This is a genomic window from Streptomyces sp. NPDC026500, from assembly GCF_055567635.1.
This window is the reverse complement of sequence record NZ_JBVHQB010000008.1, coordinates 263,252-284,539: the sequence shown is the minus strand read 5'-3', so window position 1 is coordinate 284,539 and position 21,288 is coordinate 263,252. Positions and strand designations below refer to the sequence as shown.

The 21,288-nt window shown below is 69.8% G+C and carries 16 protein-coding genes; 15 read left to right on the top strand and 1 reads right to left on the bottom strand.

Going from position 1 to position 21,288, the window contains the following annotated elements; all coding sequences use genetic code 11:
- Positions 1-2: 2 nt before the first annotated feature.
- From ACZ4N5_RS17350 to ACZ4N5_RS17285, 14 genes are all read left to right on the top strand, one after another.
- Positions 3-1,955, top strand: a complete 1,953-nt coding sequence (locus ACZ4N5_RS17350; protein ID WP_467757911.1) for a peptidoglycan D,D-transpeptidase FtsI family protein — start codon at positions 3-5, stop codon at positions 1,953-1,955.
- A gap of 204 nt (positions 1,956-2,159) precedes the next feature.
- A complete protein-coding gene (locus ACZ4N5_RS17345; protein ID WP_467757991.1) occupies positions 2,160-3,680 on the top strand; it encodes a UDP-N-acetylmuramoyl-L-alanyl-D-glutamate--2,6-diaminopimelate ligase in 1,521 nt (506 codons plus the stop codon).
- A 4-nt stretch (positions 3,681-3,684) separates the two neighbouring features.
- Positions 3,685-5,091, top strand: coding sequence for a UDP-N-acetylmuramoyl-tripeptide--D-alanyl-D-alanine ligase (locus ACZ4N5_RS17340; RefSeq protein ID WP_467757910.1), 1,407 nt, complete (start codon positions 3,685-3,687; stop codon positions 5,089-5,091).
- Positions 5,088-6,161: a phospho-N-acetylmuramoyl-pentapeptide-transferase gene (gene mraY, locus ACZ4N5_RS17335; protein ID WP_467757909.1), complete on the top strand. Its 1,074-nt coding sequence runs from the start codon at positions 5,088-5,090 to the stop codon at positions 6,159-6,161. Before ACZ4N5_RS17340 ends, mraY begins: the two co-directional genes overlap by 4 nt.
- The gene (gene murD, locus ACZ4N5_RS17330) at positions 6,143-7,570 is read left to right on the top strand and encodes a UDP-N-acetylmuramoyl-L-alanine--D-glutamate ligase (RefSeq protein WP_467757908.1); all 1,428 of its coding nucleotides are present in this window, start codon (positions 6,143-6,145) and stop codon (positions 7,568-7,570) included. The genes mraY and murD overlap by 19 nt, the downstream gene beginning before the upstream one ends.
- A 68-nt stretch (positions 7,571-7,638) precedes the next feature.
- Complete coding sequence (gene ftsW, locus ACZ4N5_RS17325; RefSeq protein ID WP_467757907.1) at positions 7,639-9,000, top strand: putative lipid II flippase FtsW; 1,362 nt, start codon at positions 7,639-7,641, stop codon at positions 8,998-9,000.
- A gap of 6 nt (positions 9,001-9,006) precedes the next feature.
- Positions 9,007-10,098, top strand: a complete 1,092-nt coding sequence (gene murG / locus ACZ4N5_RS17320; protein WP_081216733.1) for an undecaprenyldiphospho-muramoylpentapeptide beta-N-acetylglucosaminyltransferase — start codon at positions 9,007-9,009, stop codon at positions 10,096-10,098.
- Between the two features lie 25 nt (positions 10,099-10,123).
- Positions 10,124-10,909 (top strand): cell division protein FtsQ/DivIB, encoded by a 786-nt coding sequence (locus ACZ4N5_RS17315; RefSeq protein ID WP_467757906.1) that lies wholly within the window; start codon positions 10,124-10,126, stop codon positions 10,907-10,909.
- 275 nt (positions 10,910-11,184) lie between these two features.
- Entirely contained in the window at positions 11,185-12,378 is a 1,194-nt protein-coding gene (gene ftsZ, locus ACZ4N5_RS17310; protein ID WP_467757905.1) for a cell division protein FtsZ, read from the top strand.
- A complete protein-coding gene (gene pgeF, locus ACZ4N5_RS17305; RefSeq protein WP_467757904.1) occupies positions 12,375-13,112 on the top strand; it encodes a peptidoglycan editing factor PgeF in 738 nt (245 codons plus the stop codon). The genes ftsZ and pgeF overlap by 4 nt, the downstream gene beginning before the upstream one ends.
- Positions 13,113-13,118: 6 nt before the next feature.
- The gene (locus ACZ4N5_RS17300; RefSeq protein WP_467757903.1) at positions 13,119-13,838 is read left to right on the top strand and encodes a YggS family pyridoxal phosphate-dependent enzyme; all 720 of its coding nucleotides are present in this window, start codon (positions 13,119-13,121) and stop codon (positions 13,836-13,838) included.
- A 129-nt stretch (positions 13,839-13,967) separates the two neighbouring features.
- Entirely contained in the window at positions 13,968-14,609 is a 642-nt protein-coding gene (locus tag ACZ4N5_RS17295; RefSeq protein WP_356783932.1) for a cell division protein SepF, read from the top strand.
- A gap of 53 nt (positions 14,610-14,662) precedes the next feature.
- A complete protein-coding gene (locus tag ACZ4N5_RS17290; protein WP_261706878.1) occupies positions 14,663-14,947 on the top strand; it encodes a YggT family protein in 285 nt (94 codons plus the stop codon).
- 46 nt (positions 14,948-14,993) lie between these two features.
- The gene (locus tag ACZ4N5_RS17285; RefSeq protein ID WP_467757902.1) at positions 14,994-16,286 is read left to right on the top strand and encodes a DivIVA domain-containing protein; all 1,293 of its coding nucleotides are present in this window, start codon (positions 14,994-14,996) and stop codon (positions 16,284-16,286) included.
- Between the two features lie 367 nt (positions 16,287-16,653).
- Here the strand turns inward: ACZ4N5_RS17285 and ileS are convergent, their stop codons facing one another.
- Positions 16,654-19,797 (bottom strand): isoleucine--tRNA ligase, encoded by a 3,144-nt coding sequence (gene ileS / locus ACZ4N5_RS17280; protein ID WP_467757901.1) that lies wholly within the window; start codon positions 19,795-19,797, stop codon positions 16,654-16,656.
- 582 nt (positions 19,798-20,379) lie between these two features.
- Between ileS and ACZ4N5_RS17275 the strand changes: the two genes are divergently transcribed.
- Complete coding sequence (locus ACZ4N5_RS17275) at positions 20,380-21,234, top strand: TraR/DksA family transcriptional regulator (RefSeq protein ID WP_467757900.1); 855 nt, start codon at positions 20,380-20,382, stop codon at positions 21,232-21,234.
- Positions 21,235-21,288: the final 54 nt, after the last annotated feature.

Here is a 21,288-nt window from a genome sequence, read left to right as displayed (position 1 = left end):
AAGTGTCCGACAGGGAACCGCCGCGCCGCCGAGTACCCGGCCCCGCCAGGCCCGTGCGCCCCGGCGGCCGGAGCCGCCCCGGCCCGGGCGGCCGCCCCGTGCGCCGCCCGGCCGCGGCCCGCTCCGACGGCCCGCGCGTCATCCGGCTCGGCAGCCCCCGTCCCCGCCTGCGCATGGTCAGCCTCGCGCTGACACTGGTGATGATCGCGTTCGTCGTCCGGCTGCTCCAGGTGCAGGCCGTGGACGCGAGCACCTACGCCGCGAAGGCCGAGCAGAACCGGTACGTCGGGCGCACGCTGGCCGCCGAGCGCGGCGGGATCACCGACCGCGACGGCGTCGAGCTGGCGACGAGCGTGGACGCGTACGACATCACCGCGGACCCGACGATGTTCACGCGCGAGGCCACCCATGTGGGGGACGCTCCCGAACAGGCCGCCGCGCTCCTCGGCCCGATCATCGGCCAGGACGTGGACACCGTCGCCAGGAAACTGCGGACGACGAACACCCGCTACACGCTCCTCGCGCACCGCCGCACCCCCCAGGTCTGGCAGCAGATCAAGGACCTGAAGAGCACGCTCGGGACGAAGGCGGAGACCGACAGGAGCACGGTCAACGTCCTCGCGGGCGTCCTCGCGGTGCCGGCCAGCAAACGCGTGTACCCGAACGGCGATCTCGCCGCCGGGATACTGGGTTGGGTCAACGCCGACGGCAAGGGCGGCGGCGGCATCGAGCAGCAGCTGAACAAGGAGCTCACCGGCAAGGACGGCAAGATCCGCTACGCCCAGTCCGGGGGCCGCCAGGTGCCGACCGTGGGCTCCACCGAGACACCGGCCGTGGCCGGCTTCGACGTCGAGCTCACCATCGACCGCGACATCCAGTGGGCCGCGCAGGACGCCATCGCCGAGCAGGTGAGGAAGTCCAGGGCGGACCGCGGCTACGTGATAGTGCAGGACACCAGGACCGGCCAGGTCCTCGCCATGGCCAACTCGCCCGGCTTCGACCCCAACGACCTCACCCAGGCCAACGCGGCGGCCATGGGCAACGCGGCCCTCCAGGACGCGTACGAACCGGGCTCCACCGCCAAGCTGATGTCGATGGCCGCGGTCCTCCAGGAGAACGTGGCCACACCCGGGACCCATGTCGTCGTGCCCAACCGGCTGCACCGCGGCGACCGGCTCTTCCAGGACGACATCGACCACAAGACCTGGGACCTCACGCTCAACGGCGTGCTCGCCAAGTCCAGCAACATCGGCACCATCCTGGCGACCGGCCAGCTCGGCAAGACCCAGAAACAGGCCAACCAGGTCCTCTACTCGTATCTGCGCAAGTTCGGCATCGGCAGCCACACCGGGCTCGGCTTCCCCGGCGAGACGGCGGGCATCCTCGCGCCCGCGGACAAGTGGTCGACCTCGCAGCAGTACACGATCCCTTTCGGCCAGGGCGTATCGATCAACGCGATGCAGGCGGCCTCCGTCTACTCGACGATCGCCAACGGCGGCGTCCGTATCGAGCCGACCCTGGTGCGCGGTACGAAGGGACCCGACGGCCGCTTCACGCCCGCCGCCGCGCCCAGGAAGACCCGGGTCGTGAGCGAGAAGACGGCGAAGACGCTCGCCCAGATGCTGGAGTCCGTGGTGGACGACGAACAGGGCACGGGCATCAAGGCGCGCATCCCCGGGTACCGGGTCGCGGGCAAGACGGGTACGGCCAACCGCGTGGATCCGGCCACCGGCAAGTACCACGGCTACACCTCGTCGTTCGCCGGATTCGCCCCCGCGGACAAGCCGCGGATCACCGTCTACTGCGCGATCCAGAACGCCACGAAGGGCCTCTACTACGGCGGCCAGATCTGCGGACCCGTCTTCAAGCAGGTGATGGAGTTCGCCCTGAAGACCCTTCAGGTCCCGCCCACCGGCGCGCCCGCCGCCCGCCTGCCCGTGGAGTTCAAGCCGTGACCGCCCCCGACCGCACGCCGTGCTCAGCACCCCCGCACAACGGACCAGGAACCACTCGTGACAACGATCACCCCGGACCCCGGGAACCATTCCTCCCCGCACACCCCGTCCCCGCCCTCGCTTCGCCCCGGCGGGGGTGAGCCCGGTACGCTCACCGCCGTGCCACAAGCTGATCAGTCCCAAACCACCCAGAAGGGCGTTCCTGTGACATATCCGGGACCGCCGCGTCCGGTTCACGTCTCCGCCATCCACCTCGCGGAGCTGGCCGATCAGCTGGGCGCCGAGAAGCCGGAGAGCGACGTCGGGGTCACGGGCATCACCCATGACTCCCGAGCGGTGCGACCCGGCGACGTGTACGCCGCCCTCCCCGGTGCGCGTCTGCACGGCGCCGACTTCGTGACCCAGGCGGCCGGCCTCGGCGCCGTCGCCGTACTCACCGACCCGACCGGCGCCGGGCGCGCCGCGGCCACCGGTCTGCCGGTCCTGGTCGTCGACGACCCGCGCGGATCGATGGGCGAACTGGCGGCCACCATCTACGGCCACCCGGGGCGCGATCTCCTCCAGATCGGCATCACGGGCACCTCCGGCAAGACCACGACGGCCTATCTCATCGAGGGCGGCCTGAGGACGGTCCACTCCACCGGCCTGATCGGCACGGTCGAGATGCGCATCGGTGACGAGCGCATCAAGTCGGAACGCACCACGCCCGAGGCCACCGACCTCCAGGCCCTGTTCGCCGTCATGCGCGAGCGCGGGGTCGACTCGGTCGCGATGGAGGTCTCCAGCCACGCGCTGGTCCTCGGCCGCGTCGACGGCTGCGTCTTCGACGTCGCCGTCTTCAACAACCTCAGCCCGGAACACATGGAGTTCCACACCGGCATGGAGGACTACTTCCAGGCCAAGGCGCAGCTGTTCACGGCCAGACGCAGCCGGCTCGGCGTCGTGAACCTCGACGACGAGTACGGCCGCCGGCTCTCCGGGGAAGCCACCGTCCCGGTCATCACCTTCTCCGCCGAGGGCTACCCGGACGCCGACTGGCGCGCCGAGAACGTCGAAGTCGGCCCGATGGACTCGACGTTCACCGCGGTCGGCCCCAAGGGCGAGCGGATCACCGCCCGCTCGCCGCTCGCGGGCCCCTTCAACGTCGCGAACGCCCTCGCCGCGATCGTCGCCCTCGCGGCCGCCGGACTCGACCCGCAGACCGCCGCGGACGGCGTCGCAGCCGTCCCGGGGGTCCCGGGCCGGCTGGAGCGCGTGGACGAGGGCCAGCCGTACCTCGCCGTCGTCGACTACGCCCACAAGACGGACGCCGTCGAATCGGTCCTGCGCGCCCTGCGCAAGGTGACCGAGGGCAGCCTGCACGTGGTGCTCGGCTGCGGCGGCGACCGTGACAAGACCAAGCGGAAGCCGATGGGCGCGGCCGTGGCCCGGCTCGCCGACACCGCCGTCCTCACCTCCGACAACCCCCGCTCCGAGGACCCGCTGGCGATCCTCGCCACCATGCTCGCGGGAGCCGCCGAGGTACCGGCGCACGAGCGCGGCGAGGTCCAGGTCTTCGAGGACCGGGCCGCGGCCATCGCCGCGGCCGTCGCGCGCGCAAAGCCGGGCGACACCGTGCTGGTCGCGGGCAAGGGCCACGAGCAGGGCCAGGACATCGCCGGGGTGGTGCGTCCCTTCGACGACCGCCAAGTGCTTCGCGAAGCTATCCAGAAGACCCAGGGATGAACTTGTGATCGCCCTCTCTCTCGCCGAGATCGCAGCAGTCGTCGGCGGGCAGACGTACGACATACCGGATCCGGCGGTGCAGGTCACCGGACCGGTCGTCAGAGACTCCCGTGAAGTGGAGTCCGGCAGTCTCTTCGTCGCCTTCGTCGGCGAACGGGTCGACGGCCACGACTACGCCGAGGCGGTGATCGGAGCCGGCGCGGCCGCCGTCCTGGCGTCCCGCCCCGTCGGTGTGCCCGCCATCGTCGTCGACGACGTGCAGACCGCCCTCGGTGCCCTCGCCCGCCATGTCGTCGAACGGCTCGGCGCGACCCTCGTGGCCCTCACCGGCTCCGCGGGCAAGACCAGCACCAAGGACCTGATCGCCCAGGTACTGCGGAGCAAGGCGCCGACGGTCTTCACCCCCGGCTCCCTCAACAACGAGATCGGACTGCCGCTCACCGCGCTCAGCGCCACCGAGGAGACGAAGTTCCTCGTGCTGGAGATGGGCGCCCGCGGTATCGGCCACATCCGCTATCTCGCCGGTCTCACCCCGCCGAAGATCGGCCTCGTCCTCAACGTCGGCACCGCCCACATCGGCGAGTTCGGCGGTCGCGAGCAGATCGCGCAAGCAAAGGGCGAGCTCGTCGAGAGCCTCCCCGAGGACGGCGCCGCGGTCCTCAACGCCGACGATCCCCTCGTACGTGCCATGGCATCGCGTACCAAGGCACGCGTGATCCTCTTCGGAGAGTCCGACGAAGCGGACGTACGGGCCGAGAACGTCCGGCTCACGGAGAGCGGACAGCCTTCCTTCAGCCTTCGCACACCCTCCGGGTGCAGTGATGTGACCATGCGCCTGTACGGTGAGCACCACGTGTCGAACGCGCTCGCCGCGGCCGCCGTCGCCCATGAGCTGGGCATGTCCGCAGACGAGATCGCCCGCGCGCTCTCCGAGGCGGGCTCCCTCTCCCGCTGGCGGATGGAGGTCACCGAGCGTCCGGACGGCGTGACGGTCGTCAACGACGCCTACAACGCGAACCCCGAGTCCATGCGAGCCGCCCTGCGCGCGCTCGCGGCGATGGGCAAGGGACGTCGTACGTGGGCGGTGCTCGGTCAGATGGCCGAGCTCGGGGACGAGGCGCTCGCCGAGCACGACGCGGTCGGACGGCTTGCCGTCCGGCTCAATGTCGGCAAGCTCGTCGCGGTCGGGGGCAGGGAAGCGTCCTGGCTGCAACTGGGCGCATATAACGAGGGTTCGTGGGGTGAGGAGTCGGTGCACGTGTCCGACGCACAGGCGGCTGTCGACCTGTTGCGCAGCGAGCTGCGCCCAGGGGACGTCGTGCTCGTGAAGGCGTCCAGGTCCGTCGGGCTGGAACGGGTGGCGCTCGCGCTGCTCGCCGACGGTACCGAGGGTGAGGTTTCCGCCCGATGATGAAGCAGATCCTGTTCTCAGGAGTCATTGGTCTTTTCCTGACCCTGATCGGCACCCCGCTGCTGATCAAGCTGCTCGCCCGCAAGGGTTACGGGCAGTACATCCGTGACGACGGCCCGCGCGAGCACCACAGCAAGCGCGGTACGCCGACGATGGGTGGTATCGCCTTCATCCTGGCGACGATCATCGCGTACTTCATGTCCAAGGTGATCACGGGTTATCCGCCCACCTTCTCGGGTCTGCTGGTGCTGGGTCTGATGTCCGGCATGGGCCTGGTCGGCTTCCTCGACGACTACATCAAGATCGTCAAGCGGCGTTCGCTCGGTCTGCGGGCCAAGGCGAAGATGGCCGGCCAGCTGATCGTCGGCATCGCCTTCGCGGTCCTCGCGCTGCAGTTCGCCGACAACCTCGGCAACACCCCGGCCTCCACGAAGCTTTCCTTCGTCCAGGACTTCGGCTGGTCCATCGGCCCGGTGCTCTTCGTGGTCTGGGCGCTGTTCATGATCCTCGCCATGTCGAACGGCGTGAACCTGACGGACGGTCTCGACGGCCTCGCCACCGGCGCCGCGACGATGGTCTTCGGTGCCTACACCTTCATCGGCGTCTGGCAGTTCCAGGAGTCCTGCGCCAACGCGCAGACCCTCACCAACCCGGCGGCCTGCTACGAGGTACGCGATCCGCTCGACCTCGCGGTCGTCGCCTCCGCCCTGATGGGCGCCTGCTTCGGCTTCCTGTGGTGGAACACCTCGCCGGCCAAGATCTTCATGGGTGACACCGGTTCGCTGGCCCTCGGCGGCGCGCTCGCCGGTCTCGCGATCTGCTCCCGCACCGAGATTCTGGTCGCCCTGCTCGGCGGCCTCTTCGTCCTCATCACCATGTCGGTGGTCATCCAGGTCGGCTCCTTCAAACTGACCGGGAAGCGCGTCTTCCGAATGGCCCCGCTGCAGCACCACTTCGAACTAAAGGGGTGGTCCGAAGTCCTTGTGGTGGTCCGCTTCTGGATCATCCAGGGCATGTGCGTCATCGTCGGACTCGGCCTCTTCTACGCAGGATGGGCAGCCAAGAAGTGACCAACTGGCAGGGCAAGAACGTCACCGTCGCCGGCCTCGGCGTCTCGGGAATCCCGGCGGCCAAGGTCCTGCACGGCCTCGGCGCGGTCGTCACGGTCGTCAACGACGGCGACGACGAACGGGCCCGGGCGCAGGCCGCGGAGCTGGAGGCGCTCGGCGTCACCGTGCGCCTCGGTGACGGCGCGACCCTGCCCGAGGGCACCGAGCTCATCGTGACCGCGCCCGGCTGGCAGCCGGACAAACCGCTGTTCGCCGCGGCCGCCGCGGCGGGCGTCCCGGTCTGGGGCGACGTCGAACTCGCCTGGCGGCTGCGGGAACTGGACGGCAGGAAGGCCGCGCCCTGGCTCGCGGTCACCGGCACCAACGGCAAGACCACGACCGTCCAGATGCTCGCCTCCATCCTGAAGGCGGCCGGCCTGCGCACCGCCGCCGTCGGCAACATCGGCGTCTCCCTCCTCGACGCCGTCCTCGGCGAGCAGGAGTACGACGTCCTCGCGGTCGAACTCTCCAGCTACCAGCTCCACTGGGCGCCCTCGCTGCGCGCCCACTCCGCGACCGTGCTGAACCTCGCGCCCGACCATCTCGACTGGCATGGCTCCATGGAGGCGTACGCCGCCGACAAGGGCCGTGTCTACGAAGGCAATCGGGTCGCCTGCGTCTACAACGTGGCCGACAAGGCCACCGAGGACCTGGTGCGCGCGGCGGACGTCGAGGAGGGCTGCCGGGCTGTCGGCTTCACCCTCGGCGCTCCCGGGCAGTCCCAACTCGGCGTCGTGGACGGCATCCTGGTCGACCGCGCCTTCGTCGAGAACCGGCAGCAGAACGCGCAGGAGCTGGCGGAGGTCTCCGACGTCCGTCCGCCCGCCCCGCACAACATCGCCAACGCCCTTGCCGCGGCGGCCCTCGCGCGCGCCTTCGGAGTGCCTCCCCGGGCCGTACGGGACGGACTGCGGAACTTCACCCCGGACGCGCACCGCATCGCGCACGTCGCCGATGTGGACCAGGTCGCCTACGTCGACGACTCCAAGGCCACCAACACCCACGCCGCGGAAGCCTCCTTGGCGGCCTACGAGTCGATCGTGTGGATCGCCGGCGGGCTCGCCAAGGGCGCGACCTTCGACGAGCTGGTCGCCAGGTCGGCCAAGCGGCTCCGGGGCGTCGTCCTGATCGGCGCGGACCGCGCTTTGATCCGTGAAGCCCTGGCGCGACACGCACCGGAAGTACCCGTCGTCGACCTCGACCGGACCGACACTGGGGCGATGCTCGCGGCTGTTCAGGAGGCCAGGAGGCTCGCCGAGCCCGGGGACACCGTGCTGCTGGCCCCGGCCTGTGCGTCCATGGACATGTTCGCCAACTACAACAAGCGCGGTGACGCGTTCGCGGAGGCGGTCCGCGAACTCGGCGCCTGACCCGGCCGCCTAGCCGGGCGAACCTGGGAGGGACGGACGCGTGACATCGCTGTGGCCCGGAGACGCCGATGCCCACTAGCCGGACCGGCCGGCCTCCCGTGCAGCGGGCCGGCCGGCGGCCCGCCGCCGGGGTGCCGCGCGACAACCCCGTACGCCGCCTCTTCACGCGTGCCCGCAAGGCCTGGGACCGGCCGCTGACCGCGTACTACCTGATCCTCGGCGGCAGCCTGCTGATCACCGTGCTGGGGCTCGTGATGGTCTACTCGGCCTCGCAGATCACGGCCCTCCAGCTGTCGTTGCCCGGGTCGTACTTCTTCCGCAAGCAGTTCCTGGCGGCCCTGATCGGCGGTGTGCTGCTGCTGGCCGCCTCCCGGATGCCGGTGAAGCTGCACCGGGCGCTGGCCTACCCGATACTGGCGGGCGCCGTCTTCATGATGGCCCTGGTGCAGGTGCCCGGGATAGGAGTCTCGGTCAACGGCAACCAGAACTGGATCTCCCTCGGCGGCTCGTTCCAGATCCAGCCCAGCGAGTTCGGCAAGCTCGCGCTCGTGCTCTGGGGCGCCGATCTGCTCGCCCGCAAACAGGACAAGCGGCTGCTGACCCAGTGGAAGCACATGCTGGTGCCGCTCGTGCCCGTCGCCTTCATGCTGCTCGGCCTGATCATGCTCGGCGGCGACATGGGCACCGCGATCATCCTCACGGCCATCCTGTTCGGGCTGCTGTGGCTGGCCGGAGCGCCCACCCGGCTGTTCGTGGGGGTGCTGTCCATCGCCCTGGCGATCGGCTTCATCCTCATCAAGACGAGCCCCAACCGCATGTCCAGGCTGGCCTGTATCGGCGCGACCGAGCCGGGCCCGCACGACACCTGCTGGCAGGCCGTGCACGGCATCTACGCCCTCGCCTCCGGCGGACTCTTCGGTTCCGGCCTCGGCGCCAGTGTGGAGAAATGGGGCCAACTGCCCGAAGCGCACACCGACTTCATCTTCGCCATCACCGGGGAGGAACTGGGCCTCGCGGGGACGCTGTCGGTGCTCGCCCTCTTCGCGGCTCTAGGCTATGCGGGTATCCGCGTGGCCGGACGCACGGAGGACCCCTTCGTGAGGTATGCCGCGGGAGGCGTGACCACCTGGATCACGGCCCAGGCCGTGATCAACATCGGTGCGGTGCTCGGTCTGCTGCCGATCGCCGGTGTCCCGCTCCCGCTGTTCTCCTACGGGGGTTCCGCCCTGCTGCCGACCATGTTCGCCATCGGGTTGCTGATCGCCTTCGCGCGTGACGACCCCGCTGCGCGGGCGGCTCTCGCGATGCGGCAACCCCGCTTTGGCAGAAAGCGGGGTGCGGTGAGAGAGTCCGCAAGGGCCGCGGGGCCCCGGAGATGGAACACGATGCGACGGCGTGCCTCTGCGGCGCGTTCGTCCGGAGAGCGGTGAATTTCGGTGCATGTCGTACTCGCCGGCGGGGGGACCGCCGGCCACATCGAGCCCGCGCTCGCCCTCGCGGATGCCCTGCGCAGGCAGGACCCGACCGTGGGGATCACGGCCCTGGGCACGGAACGCGGACTCGAGACCCGGCTCGTACCCGAGCGCGGCTACGAACTCGCGCTGATCCCCGCCGTACCGCTGCCGCGCAAGCCCACCCCCGAGCTGATCACCGTTCCCGGACGGCTGCGCGGCACGATCAAGGCCGTCGAGCAGATCATGGAGCGGACCAAGGCGGACGCGGTCGTCGGCTTCGGCGGCTATGTCGCCCTGCCCGGCTACCTGGCGGCCAAGCGCCTCGGCGTGCCGATCATCATCCACGAGGCCAACGCCCGCCCCGGGCTCGCCAACAAGATCGGATCGCGGTACGCGGCCCAGGTCGCCGTCTCCACGCCCGACAGCAAGCTCCGCGGGGCCCGGTACATCGGCATCCCGCTGCGCCGCTCCATCGCCACCCTCGACCGGGCAGCGGTACGGCCCGAGGCGCGCGCCGCGTTCGGGCTCGACCCGAACCTGCCGACGCTCCTCGTGTCGGGCGGCTCGCAGGGCGCCCGCCGCCTCAATGAGGTGGTCCAGCAGGCGGCTCCGTACCTCCAGCAGGCCGGAATCCAGATCCTGCACGCGGTCGGCCCGAAGAACGAACTGCCGCAGGTGCACCAGATGCCGGGGATGCCCCCGTACATCCCGGTACCGTACGTGGACCGGATGGATCTCGCGTACGCCGCGGCCGACATGATGCTCTGCCGCGCGGGCGCGATGACCGTCGCCGAACTCTCCGCCGTCGGACTGCCCGCCGCATACGTCCCGCTGCCCATCGGCAACGGCGAACAGCGGCTGAACGCCCAGCCGGTGGTCAAGGCCGGCGGCGGACTGCTGGTCGACGACGCGGAGCTGACCCCGCAGTGGGTGCAGCAGAACGTGCTGCCCGTGCTCGCCGACCCGCACCGGCTGTACGAGATGTCGCGTGCCGCCAGCGAGTTCGGCCGCCGGGACGCCGACGACCTGCTCGTCGGCATGGTGTACGAGGCGATCGCCTCGCGCCACCGCTAGGACCGCATGAGGGAAGGCAGGGAGCGTGGCCGGACCGACGACCGCCGAGCGCGGTGAACGGCAGAAGCTGGAGTCCGGCCCGCCCCGGCCGCCCCTCATCGGGCGGCTCCGTCGCCTTCGTAGGCTCATCATCCTTTTGCTCGCCGTGGTGTTGGCCGGGGCCGCCGCGGTGTGGATTCTCTACGGCTCCCCATGGCTGCGCGCAGAGCGCGTATCGACCTCCGGGATGCGGGTGCTGACGGCCGGGCAGGTGCGGGAAGCGGCCGACGTTCCGGTCGGGTCCCCGCTGATTTCCGTCGACACGGACGCGATCGAGGCGCGATTGCTCGGGAAATTGCCCCGAATTGACTCGGTTGACGTCGTCCGGTCCTGGCCGCACGGAATCGGTCTGAAAGTGACCGAGCGTACTCCGGTCCTGATTGTCGAAAAGGGCGCAAACTTCATCGAAGTGGACGCCAAGGGCGTGCGGTTCGCCACCGTTTCCGACGCCCCGAAGGGCGTGCCCGTACTGGAATTGGCGGTGCCGAAGAGCGCCGCGCTGCGCCGCTTCCCCACCGACCGTCTGGTGCGTGAAGCCGTGCGGATCGCCGGGGACATCCCGGATGCCGTCGCCCGTGACACCCGTACCGTCAAGGTCCGTTCCTATGACGCCGTCTCGCTGGAGTTGGCGGGCGGCAGGACCGTCGAGTGGGGCAGTGTCGAGAAGGGCCGCGCCAAGGCCAGGGCGCTCCTTGCTCTCATGAAAGCCGATCCTGGGGCCCGACACTTCGACGTAAGTGCCCCCACCGCACCCGCATCGTCGGGCAGTTGACTCGCATCGATGCAGGCCAGCACCCTGGTTGGGCAGCGCTCTGCCTGATCACATAGGGTGAAAAGAAAAACGGGAGGTTCGGCGTGTTCGTTGAACGCGCGCCACTTGTCGACTTAGTGTCCTGTTCGGAAGAGTCCAAGGAACAGACACACTGGTAACCCTAAACTTCAGCGTTAGGGTTCGGGTCGGCGTTCGGACCGTCCCATTCGGCATCAGTCGTCGGATCGCGAGCATGCGAGGCGACGACACGTAACTCGAGGCGAGAGGCCTTCGACGTGGCAGCACCGCAGAACTACCTCGCAGTCATCAAAGTCATCGGTGTCGGCGGCGGTGGTGTCAATGCCATCAACCGGATGATCGAGGTCGGTCTCAAGGGCGTCGAGTTCATCGCCATCAACACCGACGCTCAGGCGCTGTTGATGAGCGACGCCGACGTCAAGCTCGACGTCGGCCGGGAACTCACGCGCGGCCTCGGGGCCGGAGCCAACCCGGCAGTCGGCCGCAAGGCCGCCGAGGACCACCGTGAGGAGATCGAGGAGGTCCTCAAGGGGGCCGACATGGTCTTCGTGACGGCCGGAGAGGGCGGCGGCACCGGAACCGGCGGCGCGCCCGTCGTGGCCAACATCGCCCGCTCGCTGGGCGCCCTCACCATCGGCGTGGTCACCCGCCCCTTCACCTTCGAGGGCAGGCGCCGCGCCAACCAGGCCGAGGACGGCATCGCGGAACTCCGCGAAGAGGTCGACACCCTCATCGTCATCCCGAACGACAGGCTGCTGTCGATCTCGGACCGCCAGGTCTCGGTCCTCGACGCCTTCAAGTCGGCGGACCAGGTCCTGCTCTCCGGTGTTCAGGGCATCACCGATCTCATCACCACGCCCGGTCTGATCAACCTCGACTTCGCCGACGTCAAGTCCGTGATGTCCGAGGCCGGTTCGGCGCTCATGGGCATCGGCTCGGCCCGCGGCGACGACCGCGCGGTGGCGGCGGCCGAGATGGCGATCTCCTCGCCGCTCCTCGAAGCCTCCATCGACGGCGCCCGCGGCGTCCTGCTCTCCATCTCCGGCGGCTCCGACCTCGGCCTGTTCGAGATCAACGAAGCCGCCCAGCTGGTCAGCGAGGCCGCGCACCCCGAGGCCAACATCATCTTCGGCGCGGTCATCGACGACGCCCTCGGCGACGAGGTGCGGGTCACCGTCATCGCCGCCGGTTTCGACGGCGGCCAGCCGCCGGCCAAGCGGGACAACGTCCTCGGCTCGACCTCCACCCGACGCGAGGAGCCCGTTCAGTCGCGCCCCGCCGAGAGCCGCCCGTCCTTCGGGTCGCTCGGCAGCGTCACGCCCAAGGAGGTCACCCCGGAGCCCGCTCCGGAGCCGGTCAGTGAGCTGCCGGCGTCCCCGCCGGTCCCGCCGTCCCGCTCCTACTCGGACAGCGCGGCCGAGGAACTGGACGTGCCGGACTTCCTGAAGTGATAGGACAACGCTCCGAAACGAGCACCGTGAGCGGCGCCCACTTCGCCTTCACCGACAGGTGGGGCGGGGTGAGCGCCGTTCCGTACGAGGAGCTCAACCTCGGCGGGGCGGTCGGCGACGATCCCGACGCCGTACGCGCCAACCGGGAACTGGCCGCCAAGGCGCTCGGGCTCGACCCGGCCCGGGTCGTCTGGATGAACCAGGTGCACGGGCCGGACGTGGCGGTCGTCGAGGCGCCCTGGGGTGCCTCGGAGATCCCCTCCGTCGACGCGATCGTCACGGCGCGGCGGGGGCTGGCGCTCGCCGTCCTCACCGCCGACTGCACGCCCGTCCTGCTGGCCGACCCCGTCGCCGGTGTGGCGGCCGCCGCGCACGCGGGACGGCCCGGCATGGTCGCCGGCGTGGTTCCCGCGGCCGTACGGGCCATGGTGGAACTCGGCGCCGATCCGGCCAGGATCGTCGCCCGCACCGGACCCGCCGTCTGCGGACGGTGCTACGAGGTGCCGGACGCGATGCGCGCCGATGTCGCCGCCGTCGAGCCCGCGGCCTACGCCGAGACGGGGTGGGGGACGCCCGCGGTCGATGTGACGGCCGGAGTGCACGCGCAGTTGGAACGGCTCGGAGTGCGCGACCGCGAGCAGTCGCCGGTGTGCACGCTCGAATCGGGGGACCACTTCTCTTACCGACGGGACCGCACCACCGGGCGGCTCGCGGGCTATGTCTGGCTGGACTGATGGGGCATGACGGACCGTAAGGCTCAACTCGCCGCGAACCTGGCGAAAGTGGAAGAGCGCATCACGGCGGCGTGCACGGCCGCCGGACGCAAGCGCGAAGAGGTGACCCTGATCGTGGTCACCAAGACCTATCCCGCGAGTGATGTGCGGATCCTGTCGGAACTCGGTGTGCGTCATGTCGCCGAGAACCGGGATCAGGACGCGGCACCCAAGGCCGTGGAGTGCTCGGATCTGCCCCTGTTGTGGCATTTTGTCGGTCAATTGCAGACCAACAAGGTGCGTTCTGTGGTCGGTTACGCGGATTTCGTTCAGTCAGTCGACCGTTCCCGGCTCGTTGCGGCTCTGTCGAAGGAAGCGGTGCGGGCGGAGCGTGAAGTGGGGTGTCTCATCCAGGTCGCGCTGGACGCGCAGGAGAGCGGCCGGGGTGAGCGGGGGGGCGTGGGGGTCGGCGGGATCGAGGAGTTGGCCGACCTCGTCGAGGGGGCCCCGGGGCTCCGGCTCGACGGGCTGATGACCGTCGCTCCGCTCGCCGGCGAGTACGCGGGACGCCAACAACAGGCGTTCGAGCGGCTGATGGATTTGTCGACTGCCGTGCGCCGGGCTCATCCGGCTGCGAACATGGTCTCGGCAGGGATGAGCTCGGACCTCGAACAGGCTGTGGCAGCCGGAGCGACACATGTACGCGTCGGTACTGCGGTACTCGGAGTCCGACCCGGCCTCGGGTAACGTCGCCAAGAAGTCGGACCACAGCAGAAAATATGGTCATTTCCGCCAAAGGCGGGCATAACGACCTCGTGGATCGCGGGCACTTGGCAATTCGTCAGCCGATCCACCACAGAGCGGAGGACTCAGAGCATGGCCGGCGCGATGCGCAAGATGGCGGTCTACCTCGGCCTCGTGGAGGACGATGGGTACGACGGCAGGGGATTCGACCCCGACGACGACTTCGAGCCCGAGCTCGACCCGGAACCCGAGCGGGACCGGCGACGGCATGAACCGCCACACCAGTCACATCAGGCGCACTCGTCCCAACGGGACGAATCGGTGCGAGTGGTACAGCCCGCGGCGCCGCGGGACCCGGTGCCGCATTCCGCCTCGCTCGCCGCGGAGTCCGGGCGTCCGGCGCGCATCGCCCCCGTGGCGTCCATCACACAAGAACGTCAGAGCCTGGAGAAGAACGCCCCGGTGATCATGCCCAAGGTCGTGTCGGAACGAGAGCCGTACCGGATCACCACGCTGCACCCCCGGACCTACAACGAGGCCCGTACCATCGGGGAACACTTCCGTGAGGGCACCCCGGTGATCATGAACCTGACGGAGATGGATGACACCGACGCGAAGCGACTTGTCGACTTCGCGGCCGGTTTGGTCTTCGGTCTCCACGGCAGCATCGAGCGGGTGACGCAGAAGGTGTTCCTGTTGTCGCCTGCTAACGTCGATGTCACGGCGGAGGACAAGGCCCGCATCGCAGAGGGCGGGTTCTTCAACCAGAGCTGAGACGCAGGACCGGAAACACCGCATGGGAAACAGGGGAGAGGGAAGCACGGATCATGAGCGTGGTCGGGCAGGTTTTCTACATCGCGCTGATGTGCTTCCTCATCGTGCTGATTTTCCGGTTGGTCATGGACTACGTCTTCCAGTTCGCCCGCTCATGGCAACCCGGCAAGGCGATGGTGGTCGTTCTGGAGGCCACCTACACTGTCACCGATCCACCGCTCAAGCTTCTGCGGCGGTTCATTCCGCCGCTGCGTCTCGGGGGCGTGGCGCTTGACCTGTCCTTCTTCGTACTGATGATCATCGTCTACATCCTGATCTCCGTCGTGAGCCGGCTGTGAACGATACGGTCTTGCCGAATGCCGACGACTACGTTGAGGTGAAGAGATGCCGTTGACCCCCGAGGACGTGCGGAACAAGCAGTTCACGACCGTCCGCCTCCGAGAAGGCTATGACGAGGACGAGGTCGATGCCTTCCTCGACGAGGTCGAAGCCGAACTGACTCGCCTGCTCCGCGAGAACGAGGACCTGCGCGCCAAGCTGGCCGCCGCCACGCGCGCGGCCGCCCAGAACCAGCAGCAGCAGGGTATGCGCAAGCCGCCCGAGCAGCAGGACCAGCAGGGCCCGCCGCAGGGTATGCGTGGGCCCGGCGCTCCCGTGCCCGCCGGCATATCGGGTCCGCCGCAGGGAATGGGTGGCCCCATGGGTGGTCCGCCCCAGCTCCCGAGCGGTGCGCCGCAGCTGCCCGCGGGTCCCAGCGGCCAGGGCGGACAGCAGGGCCAGGGCCCGATGGGTCAGGGTCCGATGGGCCAGGGCCCCATGGGTCAGGGTCCGATGGGCCAGGGCCCTATGGGTCAGGGTCAGATGGGTCAGGGCCCCATGGGTCAGGGTCCGATGGGTCAGGGCCCCATGGGTCAGGGTCCGATGGGTCAGGGTCAGATGGGCCAGGGCCCCATGGGTCAGGGTCCGATGGGCCAGGGTCCCGGCCAGATGCAGCAGATGCAGCAGATGGGCGGCCCGATGGGCGGACCCATGGGTGGCCCCATGGGCGGCCACGGCCAGCAGATGCCGCAGCAGGGCCCCGGTGGCGACAGTGCCGCCCGTGTCCTCTCGCTGGCTCAGCAGACCGCCGACCAGGCGATCGCCGAGGCGCGTTCCGAGGCCAACAAGATCGTCGGTGAGGCCCGTAGCCGCGCCGAGGGTCTGGAGCGGGACGCCCGTGCCAAGGCCGACGCCCTGGAGCGGGACGCGCAGGAGAAGCACCGCGTCGCGATGGGCTCCCTGGAGTCCGCCCGCGCCACGCTGGAGCGCAAGGTCGAGGACCTGCGTGGCTTCGAGCGCGAGTACCGCACGCGTCTGAAGTCCTACCTGGAGTCGCAGCTGCGCCAGCTGGAGACGCAGGCGGACGACTCGCTCGCCCCGCCGCGCAGCCCGGCCACGGCGTCCCTGCCGTCGTCCTCCGCGCCCTCCATGGCCCCCGCAGGCGCCGGTGCGCCGTCCTACGGCGGCAACCAGGGCATGGGTGGACCGTCGCAGGGGGGACCGTCCTACGGCGGGCAGCAGCAGATGTCGCCCGCGATGACCCAGCCGATGGCTCCGGTGCGGCCTCAGGGCCCGTCGCCGATGCAGCAGGCGCCCTCGCCGATGCGCGGGTTCCTCATCGACGAGGACGACAACTGACGGCCACGAGCACGCCTTAGGCGTCGGCAGCGTTCAGGGCGAGGCCCCCGGATTCCGGGGGCCTCGCCCTTTTGTGCGGTCCATCACGGGCTGGTGCGGGGTCGAGGGGCGCCCGTACGGGGTGTGTGGGGCGCTTGTACTCGGGGTGCGGGGCCCGCGCTCGTACAGAGTGCCTGGTCGTCGCTCGTACGGGGTGCGCGCGACGCTTGTCACAGGGGCACGCGACGCCGAAGGCGCGGGGCCGCGACGCCGAAGGCCGGGCCGCATGCCGAAGGTCCGGGGCCGGCCCGGAGAACAACGCCGAAGGCCCGGGGCCACCAGGATTTCCTGGTGGCCCCGGGCCTTCGGTGCGGGTGTGCCGTCCTCGTTACGCCTTGCGGAGGCGGAACACCAGGGACAGGCCCTCGTCGGTGAACGGCTCCCCGTAGGCGCCGTCGGCCTCTCCCTGGGCGAAGTCCGTGGCGAGGACCTCGTCGGCGATGAGGCCGGCGTGCTCGCCGAGGGCCGCGATGACCGCCGGGTCCGTGGAGGTCCAGCGGAGCGCGATGCGGTCGGCGACGTCGAGGCCGCTGTTCTTGCGGGCCTCCTGGATCAGGCGGATCGCGTCACGGGCGAGGCCCGCCTGCCGCAGCTCCTCGGTGATCTCCAGGTCGAGGGCGACGGTGGCGCCGGAGTCGGAGGCCACCGACCAGCCCTCGCGCGGGGTCTCTGTGATGATGACCTCGTCCGGGGCCAGGGTCACGGTCTCGCCGCCGACCTCGACCGAGGCGGTGCCCTCGCGCAGGGCGAGGGACAGGGCGGCGGCATCGGTCCCGGCGATGGCCTTCGCCACATCCTGGACGCCCTTGCCGAAGCGCTTGCCCAGAGCGCGGAAGTTCGCCTTCGCCGTGGTGTCGACCAGTGAGCCGCCGACCTCGGAGAGTGAGGCGAGGGAACTCACATTCAGTTCCTCGGTGATCTGCGCGTGCAGCTCGGGGTCGAGCGTCGCGAAGCCGGTCGCGGCGATCAGCGCGCGCGACAGCGGCTGACGGGTCTTGACGCCCGACTCCGCGCGCGTGGCCCGCCCGAGCTCGACGAGACGGCGTACGAGCACCATCTGGCGCGACAGCTCCGGGTCGATGACGGACAGGTCCGCCTCCGGCCAGGCCGACAGGTGCACGGACTCGGGGGCGTCCGGGGAGACCGGGACGACCAGGTCCTGCCAGACCCGCTCGGTGATGAACGGGGTCAGCGGGGCCATCAGCCGCGTGACCGTCTCCACGACCTCGTGCAGCGTGCGCAGCGCGGCCTTGTCGCCCTGCCAGAAGCGGCGGCGGGAGCGGCGGACGTACCAGTTCGAGAGGTCGTCGACGAACGCCGACAGGAGCTTTCCGGCACGCTGGGTGTCGTACGCCTCCAGAGCCTGCGTCACCTGGTCGGTGAGCGCGTGGAGTTCGGAGAGCAGCCAGCGGTCCAGGACCGGGCGGTCGGCCGGAGCCGGATCGGCCTCGCTGGGCGCCCAGTTGGAGGTGCGGGCGTACAGAGCCTGGAAGGCGACGGTGTTCCAGTAGGTGAGGAGCGTCTTGCGGACGACCTCCTGGATGGTGCCGTGGCCGACGCGCCGGGCCGCCCACGGGGAGCCGCCGGCCGCCATGAACCAGCGCACCGCGTCGGCGCCGTGCTGGTCCATCAGCGGGATCGGCTGGAGGATGTTGCCCAGGTGCTTGGACATCTTGCGGCCGTCCTCGGCGAGGATGTGGCCGAGGCACACGACGTTCTCGTACGAGGACTTGTCGAACACCAGGGTGCCGACGGCCATCAGCGTGTAGAACCAGCCGCGGGTCTGGTCGATGGCCTCGGAGATGAACTGCGCCGGGTAGCGGCTCTCGAAGATCTCCTTGTTCTTGTACGGGTAGCCCCACTGCGCGAACGGCATCGAACCCGAGTCGTACCAGGCGTCGATGACCTCCGGGACGCGGGTCGCCGTCAGGCCGCAACCGTCCTGCGGGCACGCGAACGTCACCGCGTCGATGTACGGGCGGTGCGGGTCCAGCTCCGACTGGTCGGTGCCGGTCAGCTCGGACAGTTCCGCGCGCGACCCGACACAGGTGAGGTGACCCTCCTCGCAGGTCCAGAGCGGGAGCGGGGTGCCCCAGTAACGGCTGCGCGAGAGCGCCCAGTCGATGTTGTTGTTCAGCCAGTCGCCGAAGCGGCCGTGCTTGACCGACTCCGGGAACCAGTTGGTCTCCTCGTTCTCCTGGAGGAGGCGGTCCTTGACGGCCGTGGTGCGGATGTACCAGGACGGCTGCGCGTAGTACAGGAGCGCGGTGTGGCAGCGCCAGCAGTGCGGGTAACTGTGCTCGTACGGCACGTGCTTGAAGAGCAGGCCGCGGCTCTGGAGGTCCTCGGTGAGCTTTTCGTCCGCCTTCTTGAAGAAGACGCCGCCCACGAGCGGGACGTCCTCCTGGAAGGTGCCGTCGGTGCGGACCGGGTTCACGACCGGGAGGCCGTACGCGCGGCAGACCTTGAGGTCGTCCTCACCGAAGGCGGGGGACTGGTGGACCAGACCCGTACCGTCCTCGGTCGTCACGTACTCGGCGTTGACCACGAAGTGGGCGGGCTCGGGGAACTCGACGAGCTCGAACGGACGTTGATACGTCCAGCGCTCCATCTCGGCACCCGTGAAGGACTCGCCCGTGGTCTCCCAGCCCTCGCCGAGCGCCTTCTCGACGAGCGGCTGCGCGACGACGAACTGCTCCTCGCCGTTCGTCACGACGACATAGGTGACGCCCGGGTGCGCGGCGACCGCGGTGTTGGAGACCAGCGTCCACGGCGTGGTCGTCCACACCAGGAGCGCGGCACGGCCGGCCAGCGGACCGGAGGTGAGCGGGAAACGGACGTAGACGGAAGGGTCGACGATGGTCTCGTAGCCCTGGGCCAGCTCGTGGTCCGACAGGCCCGTCTCGTCGCGCGGGCACCAGGGCGCCACGCGGTAGTCCTGGACCAGCAGGCCCTTGTTGAAGATCTCCTTGAGCGACCACCACACGGACTCGATGTACTCGGGGTCCATGGTCCGGTAGGCGTCGTCGAGGTCGACCCAGTAGCCCATGCGGTTCGTCAGCTCGGTGAACGCGTCGGTGTGGCGGGTCACGGAATCGCGGCACCGGGCGTTGAACTCGGCGATGCCGTACGCCTCGATGTCCTGCTTGCCGGTGAAGCCGAGCTCCTTCTCGACCGCCAGCTCCACCGGGAGGCCGTGGCAGTCCCAGCCGGCCTTGCGGGCCACGTGGTAGCCGCGCATGGTGCGGAAGCGCGGGAAGACGTCCTTGAAGACGCGCGCTTCGATGTGGTGGGCGCCCGGCATGCCATTGGCGGTGGGCGGACCTTCGTAGAACACCCACTCCGGCCGGCCCTCGGACTGCTCAAGGCTCTTGGCGAAGATCTTCTGCTCGCGCCAGAAGTCGAGCACGGCGTGCTCGAGGGCGGGCAGGTCGACCTGGGCGGGCACCTGGCGGTACGTCGGCGCTGTCATCGGCGAGCTTCCTCCAACGGACTTTCTGCCTTCCGTCGGAGGGACGAGAGCCGTGTTGCTACGGACGCCGTGTGCGGCGCGCTCCCGCGGTACCACCCTCCTTGGCTCCCCGATGCGCCGTTCGCATCAGTGAGCCCCCTCATTGGGGTCGCGATGCCGGGTCTACTGGCCCCAGAGGGGTGTTCTGCCGGCGGCTCCGGGGTGATCTTCGCGTCGCGCTCGCCCCCGGGCTTCCACCGTCCCCGGGTCGCTCCTGGCCGCGTACGCCGCTACTCGTCCCCATCCACGCTTCTCGCTCCGCCCAGTGTACGGCGCCCCGGGGACAGCGGCCGACCGGTTTTCCCGGGCATCGCCGTGGCCTGCGCGGTGACCCGAATGGCGAGGTGCGCGTGTCCGGATCCTGGTCCGCCGGGCCCGGCGGATTACCCGGCGGGGAGCTGGGCACAACGCATGCAGACTCGCCGCGCGGGGCTGGCGAGGCGGGCGAATCGTGGGCGGGTCCCGTTGCCGCGGGCCAGAAGTCGATTTATCGTCCCAGCACGATTCGCGAGCAAGATCACAATATGTGAAGGGGCCGCGGCCATGGTGGCGAAGAAGACCGCCGTACAGCAGTCGGCGTCCGGCAGATCCACGAGTGCGGCGGCCAAGAATGTGGGTGGGAAGAAGAACGCGCAGGCGGTCCCGGCGACAGCCGAGGCGACGTCCTTGAAGTCGACCGCCACCAAATCGGCGTCCTCGAAGACCGCGTCCTCGAAGGCGGCGGCCAAGAAGCCGGCCGCCAAGAAGGCCACCGCGAAGAAGGCGGCGACAGCGGCGAGGAAGCCCGTGGCCAGGAAGTCCGCGGCCAAGAAGAGCACCGGCACGGCGAGGAAGAGCACCAGTACGGCCAAGAAGGCGGCCGCTTCCGCGGCCCAGGGTGCGGCCGAGGCCGCGAAGACGACGGGAGCCACGACGGTGGTTGCGAAGAAGACCCGTGGCACGGCCACGGCCGCCAAGAAGGCCACTGCGGTCCCCAAGGCGAGGATCGCCGCGGTGGAGCCCGGCGAGCTCGCGGTGCGACCGGGCGAGGACCCCTGGACCCCGGAGGAGGTCGGGGCGGCCCGCGCGGAGCTCCAGTCGGAGGCGCTGCGGCTGCGTACCGAGATCTCGTCGTCCGAGGAGGCGCTCGCGGGCCTGATGCGGGACTCCGGCGACGGCGCGGGTGACGACCAGGCGGACACGGGTACGAAAAACATCACACGCGAGCACGAGATGGCGCTCAACTCGAACGCGCGCGAGATGCTGGAGCAGACGGAGCGCGCCCTGGACCGCCTCGACGCGGGCACCTACGGGCTCTGCGAGAACTGCGGCAACCCCATCGGCAAGGCCCGTATGCAGGCCTTCCCGCGCGCCACCCTGTGCGTCGAATGCAAGCAGAAGCAGGAACGCAGGCACTGAATCCCGGGCGCCGCGCGGAAGCGCCACCGCCTCGCCGTCCTCGAGAGCTCCTGA

Bases quoted from the DNA above. Each gene is read 5' to 3' on its own strand.
- mraY (WP_467757909.1), top strand. From the start codon at position 5,088: ATGATGAAGCAGATCCTGTTCTCAGGAGTCATTGGTCTTTTCCTGACC.
- murD (WP_467757908.1), top strand. From the start codon at position 6,143: ATGGGCAGCCAAGAAGTGACCAACTGGCAGGGCAAGAACGTCACCGTC.
- ftsW (WP_467757907.1), top strand. From the start codon at position 7,639: ATGCCCACTAGCCGGACCGGCCGGCCTCCCGTGCAGCGGGCCGGCCGG.
- ACZ4N5_RS17300 (WP_467757903.1), top strand. From the start codon at position 13,119: ATGACGGACCGTAAGGCTCAACTCGCCGCGAACCTGGCGAAAGTGGAA.
- ACZ4N5_RS17295 (WP_356783932.1), top strand. From the start codon at position 13,968: ATGGCCGGCGCGATGCGCAAGATGGCGGTCTACCTCGGCCTCGTGGAG.
- ACZ4N5_RS17290 (WP_261706878.1), top strand. From the start codon at position 14,663: ATGAGCGTGGTCGGGCAGGTTTTCTACATCGCGCTGATGTGCTTCCTC.
- ACZ4N5_RS17285 (WP_467757902.1), top strand. From the start codon at position 14,994: ATGCCGTTGACCCCCGAGGACGTGCGGAACAAGCAGTTCACGACCGTC.
- ileS (WP_467757901.1), bottom strand. From the start codon at position 19,797: ATGACAGCGCCGACGTACCGCCAGGTGCCCGCCCAGGTCGACCTGCCC.
- ACZ4N5_RS17275 (WP_467757900.1), top strand. From the start codon at position 20,380: ATGGTGGCGAAGAAGACCGCCGTACAGCAGTCGGCGTCCGGCAGATCC.